The 16523-nt window shown below is 64.2% G+C and carries 15 protein-coding genes and 1 riboswitch; of the genes, 6 read left to right on the top strand and 9 right to left on the bottom strand.

Annotated features, from left to right (window positions below; translation table 11 throughout):
• Nucleotides 1-169 precede the first annotated feature (169 nt).
• Nucleotides 170-248: riboswitch (Fluoride riboswitch) on the top strand.
• Between the two features lie 132 nt (nucleotides 249-380).
• Nucleotides 381-1721 (top strand): voltage-gated chloride channel family protein, encoded by a 1341-nt coding sequence (locus C266_RS19720; RefSeq protein WP_246831205.1) that lies wholly within the window; start codon nucleotides 381-383, stop codon nucleotides 1719-1721.
• On the opposite strand, the gene C266_RS19715 is transcribed toward C266_RS19720, so the two are convergent.
• Entirely contained in the window at nucleotides 1718-2650 is a 933-nt protein-coding gene (locus C266_RS19715) for a DUF72 domain-containing protein (RefSeq protein ID WP_010808313.1), read from the bottom strand. The two genes, C266_RS19720 and C266_RS19715, sit on opposite strands and share 4 nt — an antisense overlap.
• Nucleotides 2651-2837: 187 nt before the next feature.
• On the opposite strand from C266_RS19715, the gene C266_RS19710 reads away from it, so the two are divergent.
• From C266_RS19710 to C266_RS28460, 4 genes are all read left to right on the top strand, one after another.
• On the top strand, nucleotides 2838-4922 hold the full coding sequence (locus C266_RS19710; RefSeq protein ID WP_010808314.1) for an ATP-dependent helicase: 2085 nt from the start codon (nucleotides 2838-2840) through the stop codon (nucleotides 4920-4922).
• Between the two features lie 267 nt (nucleotides 4923-5189).
• Nucleotides 5190-5981, top strand: coding sequence for a DUF4239 domain-containing protein (locus C266_RS19705; RefSeq protein ID WP_168162936.1), 792 nt, complete (start codon nucleotides 5190-5192; stop codon nucleotides 5979-5981).
• 68 nt (nucleotides 5982-6049) lie between these two features.
• On the top strand, nucleotides 6050-6331 hold the full coding sequence (locus tag C266_RS19700) for a DUF1653 domain-containing protein (protein ID WP_010808316.1): 282 nt from the start codon (nucleotides 6050-6052) through the stop codon (nucleotides 6329-6331).
• A gap of 226 nt (nucleotides 6332-6557) precedes the next feature.
• Nucleotides 6558-6728 (top strand): DUF6726 family protein, encoded by a 171-nt coding sequence (locus C266_RS28460; RefSeq protein WP_036663866.1) that lies wholly within the window; start codon nucleotides 6558-6560, stop codon nucleotides 6726-6728.
• Nucleotides 6729-7007: 279 nt separating this feature from the next.
• Here C266_RS28460 and C266_RS19690 read toward each other — a convergent pair whose 3' ends face one another.
• The 8 genes from C266_RS19690 to C266_RS19660 form a co-directional block, all read right to left on the bottom strand.
• Nucleotides 7008-8180: a lipase family protein gene (locus C266_RS19690; RefSeq protein ID WP_010808318.1), complete on the bottom strand. Its 1173-nt coding sequence runs from the start codon at nucleotides 8178-8180 to the stop codon at nucleotides 7008-7010.
• A 165-nt stretch (nucleotides 8181-8345) separates the two neighbouring features.
• Nucleotides 8346-9749: an HdeD family acid-resistance protein gene (locus tag C266_RS19685; RefSeq protein WP_010808319.1), complete on the bottom strand. Its 1404-nt coding sequence runs from the start codon at nucleotides 9747-9749 to the stop codon at nucleotides 8346-8348.
• A gap of 220 nt (nucleotides 9750-9969) precedes the next feature.
• Nucleotides 9970-11304, bottom strand: coding sequence for an argininosuccinate synthase (gene argG / locus C266_RS19680; protein WP_010808320.1), 1335 nt, complete (start codon nucleotides 11302-11304; stop codon nucleotides 9970-9972).
• Between the two features lie 112 nt (nucleotides 11305-11416).
• Entirely contained in the window at nucleotides 11417-12313 is an 897-nt protein-coding gene (locus tag C266_RS19675; protein WP_010808321.1) for a LysR family transcriptional regulator, read from the bottom strand.
• Nucleotides 12314-12428: 115 nt separating this feature from the next.
• A complete protein-coding gene (locus tag C266_RS19670; protein ID WP_010808322.1) occupies nucleotides 12429-13277 on the bottom strand; it encodes a DMT family transporter in 849 nt (282 codons plus the stop codon).
• A 225-nt stretch (nucleotides 13278-13502) separates the two neighbouring features.
• Nucleotides 13503-13676, bottom strand: coding sequence for a hypothetical protein (locus tag C266_RS27805; protein ID WP_168162935.1), 174 nt, complete (start codon nucleotides 13674-13676; stop codon nucleotides 13503-13505).
• A gap of 98 nt (nucleotides 13677-13774) precedes the next feature.
• Nucleotides 13775-14749 carry a pyridoxamine 5'-phosphate oxidase family protein gene (locus C266_RS19665; RefSeq protein WP_010808323.1) on the bottom strand — a complete coding sequence of 325 codons (975 nt, stop codon included), beginning with the start codon at nucleotides 14747-14749 and terminating at the stop codon, nucleotides 13775-13777.
• 16 nt (nucleotides 14750-14765) lie between these two features.
• Nucleotides 14766-15446: a glutathione S-transferase family protein gene (locus C266_RS19660; protein ID WP_010808324.1), complete on the bottom strand. Its 681-nt coding sequence runs from the start codon at nucleotides 15444-15446 to the stop codon at nucleotides 14766-14768.
• Between the two features lie 146 nt (nucleotides 15447-15592).
• Here C266_RS19660 and C266_RS19655 point away from each other — a divergent pair, with 146 nt between their 5' ends.
• Entirely contained in the window at nucleotides 15593-16486 is an 894-nt protein-coding gene (locus tag C266_RS19655) for a LysR family transcriptional regulator (protein WP_036663858.1), read from the top strand.
• Nucleotides 16487-16523 lie beyond the last annotated feature (37 nt).

Raw genomic sequence — 16523 nt, 5'->3', positions numbered from 1 at the left:
GGGTCGCGATGCATGGCATCGCGCCCGCCGTTTTTCGTACGGAGAGCGTTTGGTTTCGGGGTCGACGCCGAGTCTGGTGTTGCGCTTGACGACGCGCCGATCCGGTTCGGTATTCCGGCGTAAAAATGTCACGCATTGTGAGTGCGCGTGCTTCCTGATAGCATGAGGGCTGCTTCACGGAGATGGCATACCTCCGGCGTTCGTTTCGCAAACCGCCCCTCCCCGGGGCTGATGATGCCTGCAAGATCCTGGCGTGCCGGGAGGTTGCGGGCTATGCGTACGAGCATTTCTCTCGTTCCGTTCGAATCCCGATTCCCTTCCGGCAGTGTTCAGGCAATTTGTCGACGACGTCGCTCGTCCCGATGTTTGAGTCCATGAAGATGTTTCACGATTCCCCGTTGCGTGACCTGTTCGGTGTACTGCCGCGTGCCGCCCATGTCAGTGCGCTCGCCGCGCTCGTCGGTGTGATGGCCGGCAGCGCCTCGGCGCTATTTCTCGTTGCGCTCGATCTCGCGACCGATACCCGGCTGATTCACCCGTGGCTGCTGTGGCTACTCCCGGTGGCCGGCTTCGCGGTCGGCTGGATCTACCTGCGCCTCGGTGCCAGTGTGGAAGCCGGCAACAATCTGCTGATCGACGAGATTCACGATCCGCAACGCGTCGTGCCGTTACGCATGGCGCCGCTCGTGCTCGTTAGCACCGTCGTCACGCATCTGTTTGGCGGGTCCGCCGGGCGGGAAGGCACCGCCGTGCAGATGGGCGGCGCCCTGGCCGATCAACTCACCCACGTCTTCCGGCTGTCCGGCGAACAGCGTCGTGTGCTGCTGATGTCGGGTATCGCGGCAGGGTTCGCATCGGTGTTCGGCACGCCGCTCGCGGGGGCTGTCTTCGGTCTGGAAGTGCTCGCCATCGGGCGCTTGCGTTATGACGCCCTGTTGCCGTGTCTCGTTGCGGCGCTGGTTGGCGACGCCGTCACGCGTGCCTGGGGAGTGCATCACACCGCGTACATGATCGCACCTGGCTTATTTACCGCGTCGATGTCGCTCTCGGGCGCGTTCAGTGCCGCCGTCGCCGGGGTGCTTTGCGGCCTGACCGGCATGGCCTTCGCGCAGGCGACGCACGCGACGTCTGCCTTCATGAAACGGCGCATCGCCTATGCCCCGCTGCGGCCCGTAGCCGGGGGCGTGCTGGTTGCGGCCGCTGCCACGGCGTTGGGCACGCCGCAGTACCTCGGTCTCGGTATTCCGACCATCGTCGACGCGTTTCATACCACGCTGCCCTGGTACGACTTCCTCGGCAAGGCGCTCTTCACGGTGGTCACACTGGGCTCGGGGTTCAAGGGCGGGGAGGTGACGCCGTTGTTCTACATCGGCGCGACGCTGGGCAACGCACTCTCGCATGTGTTAACGTTGCCCGCAGCCGTGCTCGCGGGCATCGGCTTTGTCGCGGTATTCGCCGGGGCTGCCAACACGCCCATTGCGTCGACGTTGATGGCCATCGAGATCTTCGGCCCGCAGATCGGAGGCTATGCTGCGATCGCGTGCGTGCTGGCGTATCTGTGTTCCGGGCATACGGGGATCTATCGTGCACAGCGCGTCGGGCACGGCAAGCATGGCGCCGTGCCGGAAGGCATGCGGCTTGCCGACCTGCCGGCATGGCGCAAGTCGCTCGGGGCCGGTCGCCGTGCTGCGGAAGACGCGCAGGACACGCGCCGCCGCTAAACGGTGCCGCGCGCCAGATCCCTCAGCGTTCGCTGAAATGCCGCCGCGTTTTTCATGCCCTGATCCTCGTGATTCGTGTTGAAGAGGACATGTGTGTCGTCGGCCAGCGCCGCAATGCGTTGGACGCGAGCCGAAATGTCGATCAATTCGCTCGCGCTGTATTCGTAGACGAATCGCCCGGACGAGGCGACAACGCCCTGCCGGTTCCACGCGTCCGCATTCCGGCCATGCAAACGCACGACACACAGATCGTCGCGCGTCGTCGCCCATACGGCGGGCACCGTATTGTCGAATCCCCCCGGACTGTCGACGATGGTGTGCGCCGCGCCCGTCTCGCGCAACATGGCCAGCGTGGCGGCTTCGCGCGATGGCGTGTCGAACCAGCTGCGGTGCCGGAATTCGATGGCGTGCCGCTCGCCCTCCAGCCGCCGTGCCGTCTCGAAGACGAGCGCCCGGCCTGCCTTGTCGTTGCGCACGCGCGGCGAGAACTGGAAGTGAATCGCCGTCAGTTGTCCGCTCTGACGCAGCGGCTCGACGGCTTCGAGATAGCGTCGCCAGAGTTCGTCGCGCAGTTCGGTGGGGATGTCGTGCGGCGTGACGTCGCCTGCAAGCCCTGGTCTCGCCCCACCGCTCGCGCCAAGTGCGTCGGCGATGTCGGGGGGCAAGGCCGCGAGGGGTGTCGTATGGCCGGTGAACGCGCGAAACGCCTTGATGTGGAAGCGAAACGAGGGCGGCGTACGTTGCGTCCATCGCCATGCCACGGCGGCATCGGGCAAACGGTAATAGCTGCTGTCGACTTCCACCAGATCGAACTTCGACGCGTAGTGACGCAACCGTGCCTCGGGCGTAGCAACGCCCGGCGGGTAGAACCGTCCGCAAGCAATGAGTGTCGGATCGGTCCATGACGAGGTGCCGGTGCGAATCGTCATGAGGCAGGTCGGTGGGGCTTCAATAGGGCGCTGGCGGGGAGGCAGCCGCGAATTGTCTCGAATTGTCTCGAATTCGAAAGGGACTCGATGGGCATTGGCGACGCCGTTATAATGTACAAATATACAGTACTCTTTGAGCGTAACCCCGGGCAATCGTCCGCATTCCCGTGGTTTTCCCAGATCTCGCATGTCAGAACAGCCGACTGCCGCCGCCCGCAATCCGTGGGCCGAACTCAACGAACGCCAGCGCGAGGCCGTCGACCACGGTGTGGGTGACGGTGGCGAGCCCGGCGGCCCGTTGCTCGTCATTGCCGGGGCGGGTTCGGGCAAAACCAGCACCCTTGCCCATCGCGTGGCCAACCTGATCGTGCGCGGGGCGGATCCCAATCGCATCTTGCTGCTCACGTTTTCGCGCCGCGCGGCGGGCGAAATGGAGCGGCGTGTGGGGGCCGTGCTTCAGAAGGTGTTGGGGCTGGCGTCGTCGCAACCGCCGTCGCTGCCGTGGGCCGGAACGTTTCACGCCATCGGCGCGCGCCTGCTGCGTGACTTTGCTTCGCGCATCGGTCTGTCGGAAGCGTTCACTATTCACGACCGCAGCGATGCCGAGGATCTGCTTGGCATCGCGCGTCACGAACTCGGTTTTTCCAACACGCAGTCGCGCTTTCCGCTCAAGGGCACCTGCCTGTCGATCTATTCGCGGGTGGTGAACAGTCAGGCACCGCTCGCGGAGGTACTCGCGAAGCATTTCCCGTGGTGCGCGCAATGGGAGGCGCAGCTCAAAACGCTCTTTGGCGCCTATGTCGACGCGAAGCAGGCACAGCACGTTCTCGACTACGACGACTTGCTGCTGTACTGGGCTGAAACGATGGGTGCACCGGAACTCGCACGCGAGTTGGGCGAGCGCTTCGATCATGTCCTCGTCGACGAGTATCAGGATACCAACCGCTTGCAGGCGCAGATTCTGCTCGCGATGAAGCCCGATGGGCGCGGCCTGACCGTTGTCGGGGACGATGCGCAGTCCATCTATGCTTTTCGCGCGGCCACGATCCGCAATATCCTCGATTTCCCGGCACAGTTCGCCGAGCCCGCGCATGTGGTCACGCTCGAGCGTAACTATCGGTCGACACAACCGATTCTGGATGCATCCAATGCCGTGATCGCCGAGTCGAGCGAGCGCTATGCGAAGGCGCTGTGGACCGATCGCCACTCGACGCATTTGCCGCAGCTCGTCAACGTGAGCGACGAATCGGGGCAGGCGCGCTGGGTCGCCGATCAGGTGCTGGCGCAGCGCGAGACCGGCACGCCATTGAAGCAGCAGGCGGTGTTGTTTCGTACCGGCAGCCATAGCGCCGCGCTGGAGTTGGAGCTGACACGCCGCAACATCCCATTCGTGAAGTTCGGGGGGCTGAAGTTTCTTGAGGCGGCGCATGTGAAGGACATGCTGTCGATCCTGCGCTGGGCGCACAACCCGGCCAGCCGCCTGTCGGGGTTTCGGGTGGCGCAACTCATCCCGGGCATCGGTCCGGTGAGCGCGACACGTCTGCTCGACGCCATGGCGCAATCGGCCACACCCGCTCAGGTGCTCGCGGACTTCAAACCGCCGTCGGCGGCAGCCGCCGATTGGCAGGCGTTCGTGGAAGTCTTCATGGCGTTGCACGACACACGTGTTGCCTGGCCCGCCGATGTCGATCTCGCGTTGCGCTGGTATGCGCCGATGCTCACGCAACGCTTCGACGATGCCGCCGTGCGTCAGGCCGATCTCGAACAGCTCGCCCGCATTGCGGGCACGTACGGCTCTCGCGAGACATTCCTGACCGAATTGACGCTCGACCCCCCGGACGCGACGAGCGCGCAGTCCGGCGTGCCGTTGCTCGATGAGGACTACCTGATTCTGTCGACCATCCACAGTGCGAAGGGGCAGGAGTGGCACTCGGTCTATGTGCTCAACGTGATCGACGGATGCATTCCGTCCGACATGAGTACGGGTGACGACGCGGACATCGAGGAAGAGCGGCGGCTGTTGTATGTGGCGATGACGCGGGCGAAAGCATCGCTGCAACTGGTGGTGCCGCAGCGGTTTTACGTGCATCAGCAAACCGGTCTGGGAGATCGTCACGTGTATGGCACGCGCAGCCGCTTCGTCTCCGACAAGATGCTGCCGCTGTACGAAATGTTGCCGAAGCCGCGCGAAGGCGATGTGCCGCGTGGGCCGGTGGGCGACGTGACCGTCCACATCGATGTCGCAAGGAAGCTCCGCAGTGCGTGGTCCTGACATCGTTCTACGCCAGATGCGGTTACGCCGAGGTCGCGATGTATCCCGGCGAGGAATGGGGTAGCGGCTTCACGACCGTGTTTGCCGGCCAAGGCCCTCTGAGCCGCGAAAACGCTCGCCACGTTTTTCGTTGTCAGATACGGAAATTTTCCGAAGTTGCCCTCTTTTGCGCATCAGGTATAGTCGCCGCATCGGCGGCGGGGCGTTGCGCATCGCCGCCATGCCGTTTCCATAGAAACTTCAAAAGACGCATGCGAGGGGATGCAAATGCAATGGCTGGTTGACCAATTGACGTTGCTGCCGACGGGAGTGTTGCTTGTCTGTATGGCGCTCGGCACGGCGGTGGTTGCCGTCGTCGTCGCCTGGCTTGCGCGTATCTGGTTGTTCGATCGGCTGGCCGACCCGTCCGAAGTGCGCGGCACGGTGGCCGACGTGGTCCATGGCAGCCTGCTGGCGTTCATCGTCTTCGTGCTTGCTCATGTGTTGACCGACGTGCGTGGCAACCTTGGCCGCGCCGACGATCAGGCGTTGCACGAGGCGTCAGTGGTGAGGCGTCTGGATCGGGAACTCAAGGCGGTAGGAGATGCCGATGCGCAGGCCGCGCGCGTGCTGCTGCGCAGTTACGTGAAGTCTGCGGTCACCGACGAATGGGCGACGTTGGGCGCGGCCGATCCCGACCTGTCGCCGGTGACGGAGCAAGCGCTGACGGCGTTCGTCGGTGTCACGCGCCGAGTGATCGCGAAGCACGAAGACAGCGCCAGTTCGATCCGCACGCTGCTCGACCGGCTGGAGGAGTCGCGGCAGGGACGCTTCGAGAACTCGACGAAGACAGTACCCGGCGTGTTCTGGTGGGTCATTTCGCTCTTCATGCTGGCGGGAATGGCGATGAATGGGCGGTATCCCGGCTCGTGGAAAGGAAATTTCATCATTGCGATCCATATGGGTGCCATCGGGATGGTGGTTGCCCTGATCATCAATCTGGATGAGCCGTTCCGTGGTGTGTCGGCCATCTCGCCTGCGCCACTGGCGAAATCGGTGGGTATCGCGGTGACCCGCTGACGTGGGCGTTTCGCGAGCGTTTCTTGTCCCGGATTGGTTCCGGTTGTCGTAAGCAGGAGAGGAGAACGATGTATTCGAATATGCCAGCGCCGTCGGCGGAATCGACACCGGAAATCGAGGCGTTCCGCCCAGGTGTCTACCGTCACTACAAAGGCAATTGCTACCTCGCGCTGGGCATCGCCCGCGCCGACGAGACCAATGAACCGGTAGTCGTCTATACGCGACTCTATCCACGTGAAGGGTTGCCCATGAGCACCCGCCTGCTGCGCATTTGGAACGAGCCGGTGATGACCCAGAGCGGGCCGGTGCCGCGCTTCACGTACATCGGCCACACCACCCCCGCCGCGTGAGCCATCGTGTTTGCGCGCCTGCGCGCTCGGTATCGGCGCCGCCCGAACTGCACGATTCACCTCACCTCGCCATTTTCAGGATCTCGCTCCCGTGACCTCACTCCTCCCGATGCGCCATCAGGCCATTGCCGCTTCCCGCGCGTACCCCGTAGCGGCCGACGAGCACGATCCCCGCATCGCCGAGACGAATGACGCGACATCGGCGTCGAAGCCCGCACCGCGCAACCTGCGCCGTTGGTGGGCCTTGTTCGCGATTCTTCCGTTTGTGACTTCGGTGTCGGGGTGTGGATTGATGGCCGCGCCATGCCGGGTGACGTCAGCGGGGCTGAAGATCATTCCGGGCGTCGGGGGCGTGCTGGCCGCGCCGACGGACGCTTGCGCAGCGGCCATCGACTGATCGTCCCGCGTGACAAGCGGCCGGACGGCAGCCAGTTTCCGGACGTAGAAAAAAAGAAAGCCCGCAAGCTGCGGGCTAAATCCATATCAGGAGGAGACATGGAGGAGACGAGTTCAGTATAGGACGACGTGCTGCAACGCACCATATGTATTTTTACGTAAGTCCCCACATGTTGCGTACTTGCAACGACAAATAAATCTCATGAAATCAATGATTTATTTCCATTGCAACGTATGTCCCGGTCTGTCCGGTTTCTTGAATTTCGATTTCTTCCTCTAGTTATTGTGCGTGCGCACGTCTTTTCGTCGACATTTGCTCGAGGATGAACGGCACCGAATCGCGCAGGGACGGATTGAGCGTCGCGTCGTGGTCGAGTCCATCGTATAGGTACACGCGCGTCGTGGTGCCCGCTTTGGCGACGTCGTGCGCAAATGCTTGCTGCATGATGACCGGCACGTCGATGTCTTTGCTGCCAATACCGATGAACACCGGGTGCTTGATGTGAAGTGTCGGGTAGCGCAGCGACGGCGTTTGGTGGTTCAGCAGCGTCTGGATCATCGGCTGAAGGCTGTTGCCGGCGTTCAGGCCTGCGGCGGTGGAATGACTGGTCAACTCGTCAATGCAAAGCGTGCGGGCCTCGTCGAGCACAGGTAGCGCCTGCGGTGAGAAGTACCGCGCTGCCTGCAACGTCGGATCACGGTCGGCCGCCGACAGGAACAGGTACATCGCGTAGGGAATCTTCGGGTCCGGCGCGCCCGGATCGGGTTGACCCGCGAACAGCATGGCGGCGGACGTCTGGGCATTGAAGTACGGCGTGCCCGTGAGCACCGTCGCGATCACTTTGACGTCCGGCGCGTACAACGGTTGATAGCCTGCCGCCGAGAACGCCGCATGCGCCCCCTGCGACTGCCCGACGATGACCACGCGATTCTGCAACGGGAACACGCTGCGTGCGGCGAGCAGACTGTCGAGCACGCTATAGGCTTCCGCGCGCGCATTCAGGTAGTGATGCAGCCCTTGCGAGCCGAGGCCCGCGTAGTCGGGCGCCACAATCGCGAAGCCGAGCGAGAGCCAGGTGCCAAGGTACTGAATGTCGCGTTGGCTGCGCACGTTGAGCGACGGCGCACACGCGCTGGCGATACCCACGGTGCCATGCGCCCACACCACCACGGGCCAGCCGCCGCGCGGTGCCGGCCCCTTGGGCAGGAAGACTGCGCCCGTGTCCTCGCGGGCCTCGATGCCGCCAACGCCGTCGATGGAACTGTAACGAATGCGGAATTGTTCGCCGGCTTCGGGTAAGCCATGGTCCGCTTCGAGTGGCTGCCGGTCGACGATGGCACCGTGAGGAATGGTGGCGGGAGCGGCGTCGGGCGTGATCGCGTGGGCGGCGCGGCCGATGACCAGACTGGCGAACAGGGCGGCGCTCGCGAAGCGCCAAAGGCGGTTGAACATGTTGAGCTGTCCTCGTCTTGGGTTGTGCTTCTGAAGCTCTCACGGGCGGCGAATATGCGTTGTCCGCATGTCGGCAGCCATTGCCCTGGCCAGTACAGGTGACGTTACACCGTCCCCTGCCGAATGTCTCGACGGATCCCGTCTCAACCTGGCCTCAACCCGTCGTCAGCCGTGCGACGCCTGATTGCCCTGCGTTTGCGCGACGGCGGCTTGCTCTGCGGCCTCACGCCACGCGCGACGCGACCGGCGCATGCGACGCAGCGCGAGCGACGACATCGTGATCCAGCCGAACGGACGCGGATCGACGAGCATGCTCACCGCGCGGGCGTAATCGAGCACCAGACCCGGCGTCCAGGCCATGGTCTTGGCTCGCTTGCGCAGTTGGGCCGCGACCCATAGTTCTGGCGTGAGCCACAAGCGTACGAATGTCCACCAGCCGGCGTCCGCACCGTCCTGCAGTCGCCCGACCCGGCCTTCGATGGCGGCTTCGAGTGCCTTGGCGACGCTGCTCGAGCAGTTGCGGTGCGTGAGGTTATACGTGGCGTTCTGTTGGTACGTCTGCCAAAAGGCGCTCAGTTGCCGGGGGCTGTAGTTGCGAATGCGGACTTTGACCGTCGACGGACACCAAGCCTTCGATTCCGTCGCGTAGTCCGGCTGGAACACGCCCGGCACATCGTTTTCGCGCGTGGCGCGCAGCAATTGCCCGAACTGGTCCGGCGAGCGGTCGATTTCCTTGGCCGGGTAAAGACTCACGTATATACCCTCATGGCTTTCCAGCGCCGCGTGACCCGTCGAGATCACGCCGTTCTTGTCGACGGCGGCGATGTAGCGATCGATTACCGGGTGGCGGCGTGCCGGCGCCTTGGCCGAGCCCGAGGGTGTCCAGACATGGACGGTCAACGCCGGCTCGGAATCGGCCGGTGGGCCTTCCCAGCGCGGTGCACGCGGACGCTCTTCCCACAAGTGCCGCTTGTCCTCCGGGCTGCCGAGAATCTGCTCGACGCGGAAGTCGCGGCGCATGCGTCGCGCTCGCATCGCGAGCACCAACACGTTCCAGCCGGTGAACGCGAGTCCCAGCCCGATCGCATACGGCAGCGTGCCTTTGTAATGCGTCGGATACGGTTGGTAGAAGAAGATCGCGACGGCGATCTCAAGCAACCCACCCGCCATGGCCCACGCCCAGCGCGGATAGCGCACGACATACGCGGCCACGCATTGCAGCAGGCCGTCGGCGAGGAACAGGGTGCCGAACAGCATCGACAGCCAGAAGTTGCCGGATCGTTGGTCGAAGAACAGCACGAGCAACGCGGCCACCGTGAACGCGCCTCCTTTGAGCCCGCGCACGATGCGCTGGCCACCTACGCCAATGGTAACGATGGCGAGCGTTGCCAACCCTTCGAGCAGGAGCAGCCAGGCGAACACCTTGAGCGGGAAGTGCACCACACCGTCGAGTGCGTCGAAGATGAGCGCCAGCCCGAAGGCGAAGAAGATCGCACCGATCCAGATCAGTGCGCGCGCCCGGCGGCGCAGGTAATCAACGCCAAGCAACAGCAGTATCAGACGTACCAACGTTAGGTCTCCATCGCATGCGTCCACCCCGCCGATCACGGGGAAAGCGCGCGCCCCGAATGCGGGAGGAATTGGGAGTTAGCTTATTTGACGCTATCTTAGCGCGTGAACCGTGACAGGCCAAAAAACAAAGGCGGCGCGCTCCTTTCGGGGCGCGCCGCCTGTTGTGACAGACAACACAGACGCAGCGCCCCGTGGGGCGATGCGTTAGCCGGCTGACTTACTCCTTTTTGCCTTCGAGCTGCGGCAGGGCGTCGTCGCTCGATGCGGTGAGCAGACCGGCCTTGGCGTAGGTCATCAGCTTCTCGCGCGTGTCGACGATGTCGAGCGTGCGCATCGTGAGTTGACCGATGCGGTCGAGCGGCGTGAAGACCGAGTCGCCCTTTTCCATCGTCAGGCGCTCGGGCTTGTAGGTAAGGTTCGGCGAGGTCGTGTTGAGCAGCGAGTAATCGTTGCCGCGACGCAGTTCGATGGTCACTTCGCCGGTCACGGCGCGCGCCACCCAGCGTTGCGCCGTCTCGCGCAGCATGATGGCTTGCGGGTCGAACCAGCGGCCCTGGTATAGCAACCGGCCCAGACGGCGGCCGTTCTCGCGGTACTGCTCGATGGTGTCTTCGTTGTGAATGCCGGTCACGAGCCGCTCGTAAGCGATGAACAGCAGCGCGAGGCCCGGGGCTTCGTAGATGCCGCGGCTCTTCGCTTCGATGATGCGGTTCTCGATCTGATCGCTCATGCCCAGACCGTGACGGCCGCCGATGCGGTTGGCTTCTTCGAACAGTTCAACGGCGTTGGCGAACGTCTTGCCGTTCAGCGCCACCGGTTGACCCTCTTCGAAGCGCACGGTGACTTCTTCCGCCTTGATCGCGCAATCGTCGCGCCAGAACGGCACGCCCATGATCGGCTGCACGATCTTGATGCCCGAATTCAGGTGCTCGAGATCCTTGGCTTCGTGCGTCGCGCCCAGCATGTTCGAGTCCGTCGAATAGGCCTTCTCGACCGACATCTTGTAATCGAAGCCGTTGGCGATCAGGAATTCCGACATTTCCTTGCGGCCGCCGAGTTCGTCGATGAACGTCTGGTCCAGCCACGGCTTGTAGATTTGCAGGCCCGGGTTGGTCAAGAGACCGTAGCGGTAGAAGCGCTCGATGTCATTGCCCTTGTACGTGCTGCCATCGCCCCAGATATTGACGTCATCTTCCTTCATCGCGGCGACGAGCATCGTGCCCGTGACGGCGCGGCCGATCGGCGTGGTGTTGAAGTAGGTGACACCGGCGGTCGAGATGTGGAATGCGCCCGATTGCAGGGCGGCGATGCCTTCGGCCACGAGTTGCGTGCGGCAGTCGATCAGGCGGGCATTCTCGGCGCCGTACCCCATGGCGCGGCGCGGGATTTCGTCGTAGTCCGGTTCGTCCGGCTGACCCAGATTGGCCGTGTAGGCGTACGGAATCGCGCCTTTTTGGCGCATCCAAAGCAGCGCAGCGCTGGTGTCGAGACCGCCCGAAAAGGCGATGCCGACCCGTTGTCCCGTGGGAATGTGTTGCAGAATCGTGGTCATCGGCGTGAAAAAGCTGGGTTTTTAACCTGTCAAGTATCCCCGTCCGGGCTATGGATGGTCAAGTCTGACGGCCGATTCCCGTGTGCCAGGACGGCTGCGACCTCCCGAATTCTCACCATTGCGTACCCGCCACGCTGCACGCCGAGGCCAGAAAATCCGAAAACGCCCGGATCACGAGCGATGCCTGACGATGCTGCGGATAGACCACGTGAATTGCCGTCGGCGCGGGCGCGAAGTCGTCGAGTACCGTGACCAGCCGCCCGCTCAGCAGGGCCGGCGCGACGATGAACACCGGCAGCCATGTCAGGCCGAGCCCCGCCACGGCAGCGTCGCGCGCCAGTTCACCGTTGTTCACGCGCAAGCGTCCAACCACCGGTATGTCGACTGGATGCCCGTCCCGTGCGTAGGTCCAGCTCACGCGCTGGGTGTGGCCGTAGGGCAGCAAGGCGTGCTCGCGCAGGTCTTCCGGGGTTTGCGGCGCATCGCGGGCTTCGAGATAGCGAGGGCTGGCGCACGTGACCATCCGCATGGGGGCAACGGTTCGGGCGATCAGCGACGAATCGGCCAACTCGCCGATGCGGACCGCCACGTCGTAGCCTTCGGCAATGATGTCGACGGTGCGGTCGTTCAGTTCAAGCTCGATCGTGACGTCGGGATATGTCGTGAGGAACGACGGAATGACCGAGCCGAGGAACATCGTCCCGAACGACATGGGTGCCGAGACACGTAGATTGCCGCGCGGACGCTCGCCCTGACTGCTCACGGCGAGGTTGGCCGCCTCTACGTCATCGAGAATGCGCCGGGCGCGCTCGTAATAGATCCGGCCGAGGTCCGTGACCGCCAGCCGCCGCGTCGTGCGCAGCAATAGCCGCACGCCCAGCGCTTGCTCCAGCGACGAGATGCGGCGGCTCACGAATTGCTTCGAGAGCCCGAGCTTCGCCGCTGCCCCCGTAAAGCTCACCGCGTCCACGGCGGTGACGAAGATGCGCATATCGTCGAGCAAATCCATCGGCAAGATTCCAGTCGTAAGAGAATTCGGGTGACAACGACGGGATTTGTCCCGTGATTGTCACCCGGTAGCTGACAATCTTAGCCGACGCGGGCGTTGCCTCGCTTGTGCCTCGCTATCGAAGCGCCAACCGCAGTCCCAACAAGATCGCGGCGGTGCCCGCCACGGCGAGCGCGGTCGGGCGATGGCCGAAGATGCCCCAGTCGAGCAATGCCGTCACCACGGGTACCAGATAGAACAGACTGGTGACGGTGACGAGGTTGCCCGTTGCGATCATGCGGTAGAGCAGCAGCGTGGCGCCGACCGAAATCACGAGGCCCATATACAACAATGGCAGCCAGAAGCCCCACGACGCGTCGAGGTGCCACGGCTGCGTGGGCGCGACAAGCAACGCCAACGCGAGCCCAACCGCGTATTGCAGCGGCAGTACGTCGAGCGGCGTCTGGCGCGAGCCTTTCTGCGCGAGCGTGCCGAGTGTCATGCATGCGAGCGCGCCGAGCGCCCACACCGAGCCTGCCGCCGACAATCGCGCCGACATCAGACTCTGCGCGACGACGAGCGCCAGTCCTGCGAGAGCAACGGCAAGCCCGGCAAGACGCCGTGCGCTGTGCGTCCGCTCAAGCGCCACGAGCGTGAGAATCGGCTGCACGCCCAGCACCGTTGCGAGTGCGCCGGGCGTGATGCCGTTCGCGAGCGCCAGCAGATACGCCGCCTGATAACCGCCGATGAGTAATACCCCGGTGCCCGCGACTTGCCATCGGGTGCCCGCGGCCGGCCACCATTGACGGCGCGTGAACGCAATGAGTGTAAGCGCAGCGAGCGCCACGCCAAGCCGCACCACGAGAAACGCAAACGCCGACGCATGCGTCAGCCCCCATTTGGCGGCCAGTGCGCCGCCGCTCCACAACAGAACAAACAAGAGCGTGGCGCCATGCCGGCGCCACGCGAGACTTTCCACTTGCATCGATCTTCTCCTGAGCAGGATGTGCGGCCTGCCGGGCGTCGCGTCTATAAAAATGGCTGGAGAACGCCATGTCCCGTGACGCGACACAAGGCGCATACGCAGCGTGAAGACGTGTCGTCGCGTACGACGGACGACAGGCGACGCGCCGGCAGGCGGATCAGTACTGAAATTCGGATGAAAAGGTGTTGTGCCGGGTGTTGGGCACCCAGCGCGCCAGACGTGGCGTCAGGCCACGACGCTGACGTCGGCAACCACCACGGCGGGCGGTGCCACACCGGCCGGCGGCGCCGGCAGAGGCGCTACGACTGCTGTGAAGCGTGCGCGCAGACGCGAGCCGGCACCGCATTGCAGCGGTGCGACATCGGACTTGGCAAGTCGGAGAGACGCGCGAGCAGTCATGGATCAATGAGGAAACAAACGATGCCCGTCACTCGAAGGGCGTGGCCACAATGTACACGCCGCGGCTGCACGCGGCAAGCCCCAACGTCGACGAGGGATCAAGCCGCCGGCCACGCACCCGTGCGTTCGACGCTGGGCGACGTCTCGCCGTCACGCCACCGTGCGGGCAGCGCGCCGCGCACGCGACGGACTTCACGCACGCGTAAGCGCACGAGTCGTTGCGCGCCTTCGAAGCCGCTCTGTGCTTCGTCATGCCAAAGAATTTCGGCGTTGCCTGCCACGTGAAGAAAGTCGCCGGACGCGAAGTCGACGAACACCAATCCCGCGCGCGGATTGGCGTGCAAATTGCCGAGCGTGTTGTAGAACGCATTGCCACGAAAATCGGGCCACGTCAGCGTGTGTGCATCCTCGACACGCACGAAGCCCGGCTTGCCGCCACGGTGCGACACGTCGGCCCCGGCACTGTGTTGCGCCGCACCGTCGCCGGCGTAATGCGTGGCGACGAAGAACGTATCGGCACTGGCGATCTGCCATTGCGCGTCGTCGTCGAGCGACGTTTGCGCCGGTTCTGCCCGTGGCGCTTTGTCGTGACCGTCCGGCGAAATGTCTCGTTTGCGGATGTACTGCGGGCAGTTGCCGAAGCTCTGCGCGACGCGAATCGCGAAGCCCCGCGTATCGGCTTCGACGACCGGCCCGTTCACGCGATTCCTGCGACGCGTCGATGGCTCCAGCCCCAATATGCCGATCGGCGCGCCCAACGTCATTGCGCCATGCAGCGGATCGGTCGAGGGCGGCAACGTGTCGACACGCAGCCGCGTTGCGTCGGGGGAGTGCGCGAAGCCGGGCGTGCCGCTGAGCAGCGTTGCCCAGGGCTGCCCGCGCGCGTCCAGTGCGCCTACGACGAGAAACGGCAACTGGGCAAAGAACTGGCGATGCTGATCCGGCATTGCGGTACGAATGACGCGCGCCCCGATTGCCGCCATGGCTTCGCGGGAACCGGCGAGTGTCTGAACGGCGATCTCACCCGCATGGAACGGCGAGGCAGCGAACGAGGTTTCTACGGGCGCGGTCATGATTTCCTCCCGACGTTCAGGCGGCGTTCAGGCCGCATGCCGTCGATACCATCGGCACGAAGCGCGGTAGCGCGGCCACACGAGCCAGCCATGCACGCACGGCGGGATAGGGGGCGAGCGAGACGTTGCCCTCGGGGGCATGGGCGAGATAGGCGTAGCAGGCAACGTCGGCAATCGTCGGCGTGTCGCCAGCGAGGAACGGCGTGGCTTGCGGTGCGGTGAGATAGGCCTCGGTGCGCGAGAGCAAAAGCGTAGCGCGCTCGATCATCGCGCTCGCGTCGACGGGACGCTGGAACACCACGACGACACGTGCCGCCGCCGGCCCGAATGCCATATCGCCCGCTGCCACCGACAGCCAGCGTTGCACCTTCGCGGCGGCGACGGCATCGCGCGGCAACCATGTGCCACGGGTGTCGTAGCGCGTCGCCAGATACGTGAGGATGGCATTCGAATCGGCAATCACCCGCCCGTCGTCATCGATCACGGGGATCTGACCGAAGTGATTCATGGCGAGAAACGCGGGCTGCTTGTGTTCTCCAGCGAGGAGGTCGATATCGATGGTCTCGTAGGGCAGATCCAGCAAGTGCAGCATCAGTTCGACGCGATGGCAATGCCCCGAGAGCACGTGCCGATAAAGGCGGATCGGGCGGGCAGGGCGAGCGGGATGTTGCGCTTGAGCTTCGGCAGGATGAGTCATGAAACGTCTCCGGGTAATGACGGGCGGGTGCCGGCCCTGTTGCCGGAGCCGCCACACCATGAGCGCATTGTCCATCCTGCCGATTTCCGGATAAATGCTCCGAAGTTGATTTGACTACTCCGAAAATCGGAGTAATGATGCGCGGCATGGATAAACTTCGTGCCATGCAGACGTTCGTCGCCATCGTCGATCGGGGCAGCCTGAGCGCTGCGGCGCGCGCGCTCGATTCATCGCTTCCGGCAGTGGTGCGCACTCTGGCGGCGCTCGAGACTTCGCTCGACGTGCGCTTGCTCAACCGCACGACACGCCGCATCGCGCTGACCGAAGAGGGGCGGACGTATCTCGACACATGCCGCCAGATACTCAGCGCGCTACAAGAGGCCGAAGCACGGCTGGCGGCACGGCACGAAGCGCCCACGGGTACGCTCGTGGTCACGGCGCCGGTGCTCTTTGGCCAACTGCATGTCGCGCCTGCGCTGTATCGCTTTCTGCGCGCCTATCCGGCCGTCAAGTGCCGTCTGTTGCTCAACGACCGCGTGGTGAATCTCTGGGAGGAGGGCATCGACGTCGGCATTCGCATCTCGCCATTGGAGGACTCCAGCCTGGTCGCGCAGAGCATTGGGGCGATTCGTCGTGTCGTGGTGGCGAGTCCCGAATGTCTGGCCGAGCAGGGCGAGGTTGCGCATCCGCGCGAGCTTGCCGGCAAGAACTGCATCCGCTCGCATGGCGGCGGCTATGGACAGTGGCGGTTCTGGGAGGGTGGGCGGGAGTTCGTCGTGCCGGTCGACGGCAATCTCGAAATCAGTCACGGCTTCACTGCGGTGGAGGCGTGCATCGGCGGGATGGGCTACGGCTGCTTCCTCTCGTATCAGGTGGCCGCGCCGATGGCGGACGGACGCCTGGTGCGCGTACTCAAGGACTACGAGGGGCCGGCACGTCCCGTCAATATCGTGTATCCGCATGCCCGGCTGCTGCCGTCGCGTACGCGGGCATTTGTTGAGTGGATGAAGCGCGAGTTGCGCGACGTGCCGATGGTGTGAGCGCGGGCGTGCGACAGGGAAGACGCGAGCGTCAGAT

It is taken from the genome of Pandoraea sp. SD6-2 (assembly GCF_000389825.1).
GTDB classification, from domain to species: domain Bacteria; phylum Pseudomonadota; class Gammaproteobacteria; order Burkholderiales; family Burkholderiaceae; genus Pandoraea; species Pandoraea communis.
The sequence above is the reverse complement of the archived record's forward strand: the minus strand, read 5'-3'. Positions and strand labels throughout refer to the sequence as shown.

Coding starts and splice junctions, on each gene's coding strand:
- C266_RS19705 (WP_168162936.1), top strand. CDS start 5,190: ATGCAATGGCTGGTTGACCAATTGACGTTGCTGCCGACGGGAGTGTTG.
- argG (WP_010808320.1), bottom strand. CDS start 11,304: ATGACCACGATTCTGCAACACATTCCCACGGGACAACGGGTCGGCATC.
- C266_RS19660 (WP_010808324.1), bottom strand. CDS start 15,446: ATGACTCATCCTGCCGAAGCTCAAGCGCAACATCCCGCTCGCCCTGCC.
- C266_RS19670 (WP_010808322.1), bottom strand. CDS start 13,277: ATGCAAGTGGAAAGTCTCGCGTGGCGCCGGCATGGCGCCACGCTCTTG.
- C266_RS19715 (WP_010808313.1), bottom strand. CDS start 2,650: ATGACGATTCGCACCGGCACCTCGTCATGGACCGATCCGACACTCATT.
- C266_RS19710 (WP_010808314.1), top strand. CDS start 2,838: ATGTCAGAACAGCCGACTGCCGCCGCCCGCAATCCGTGGGCCGAACTC.
- C266_RS27805 (WP_168162935.1), bottom strand. CDS start 13,676: ATGACTGCTCGCGCGTCTCTCCGACTTGCCAAGTCCGATGTCGCACCG.
- C266_RS19655 (WP_036663858.1), top strand. CDS start 15,593: ATGGATAAACTTCGTGCCATGCAGACGTTCGTCGCCATCGTCGATCGG.
- C266_RS19720 (WP_246831205.1), top strand. CDS start 381: ATGTTTCACGATTCCCCGTTGCGTGACCTGTTCGGTGTACTGCCGCGT.
- C266_RS19690 (WP_010808318.1), bottom strand. CDS start 8,180: ATGTTCAACCGCCTTTGGCGCTTCGCGAGCGCCGCCCTGTTCGCCAGT.
- C266_RS19665 (WP_010808323.1), bottom strand. CDS start 14,749: ATGACCGCGCCCGTAGAAACCTCGTTCGCTGCCTCGCCGTTCCATGCG.
- C266_RS19700 (WP_010808316.1), top strand. CDS start 6,050: ATGTATTCGAATATGCCAGCGCCGTCGGCGGAATCGACACCGGAAATC.
- C266_RS19675 (WP_010808321.1), bottom strand. CDS start 12,313: ATGGATTTGCTCGACGATATGCGCATCTTCGTCACCGCCGTGGACGCG.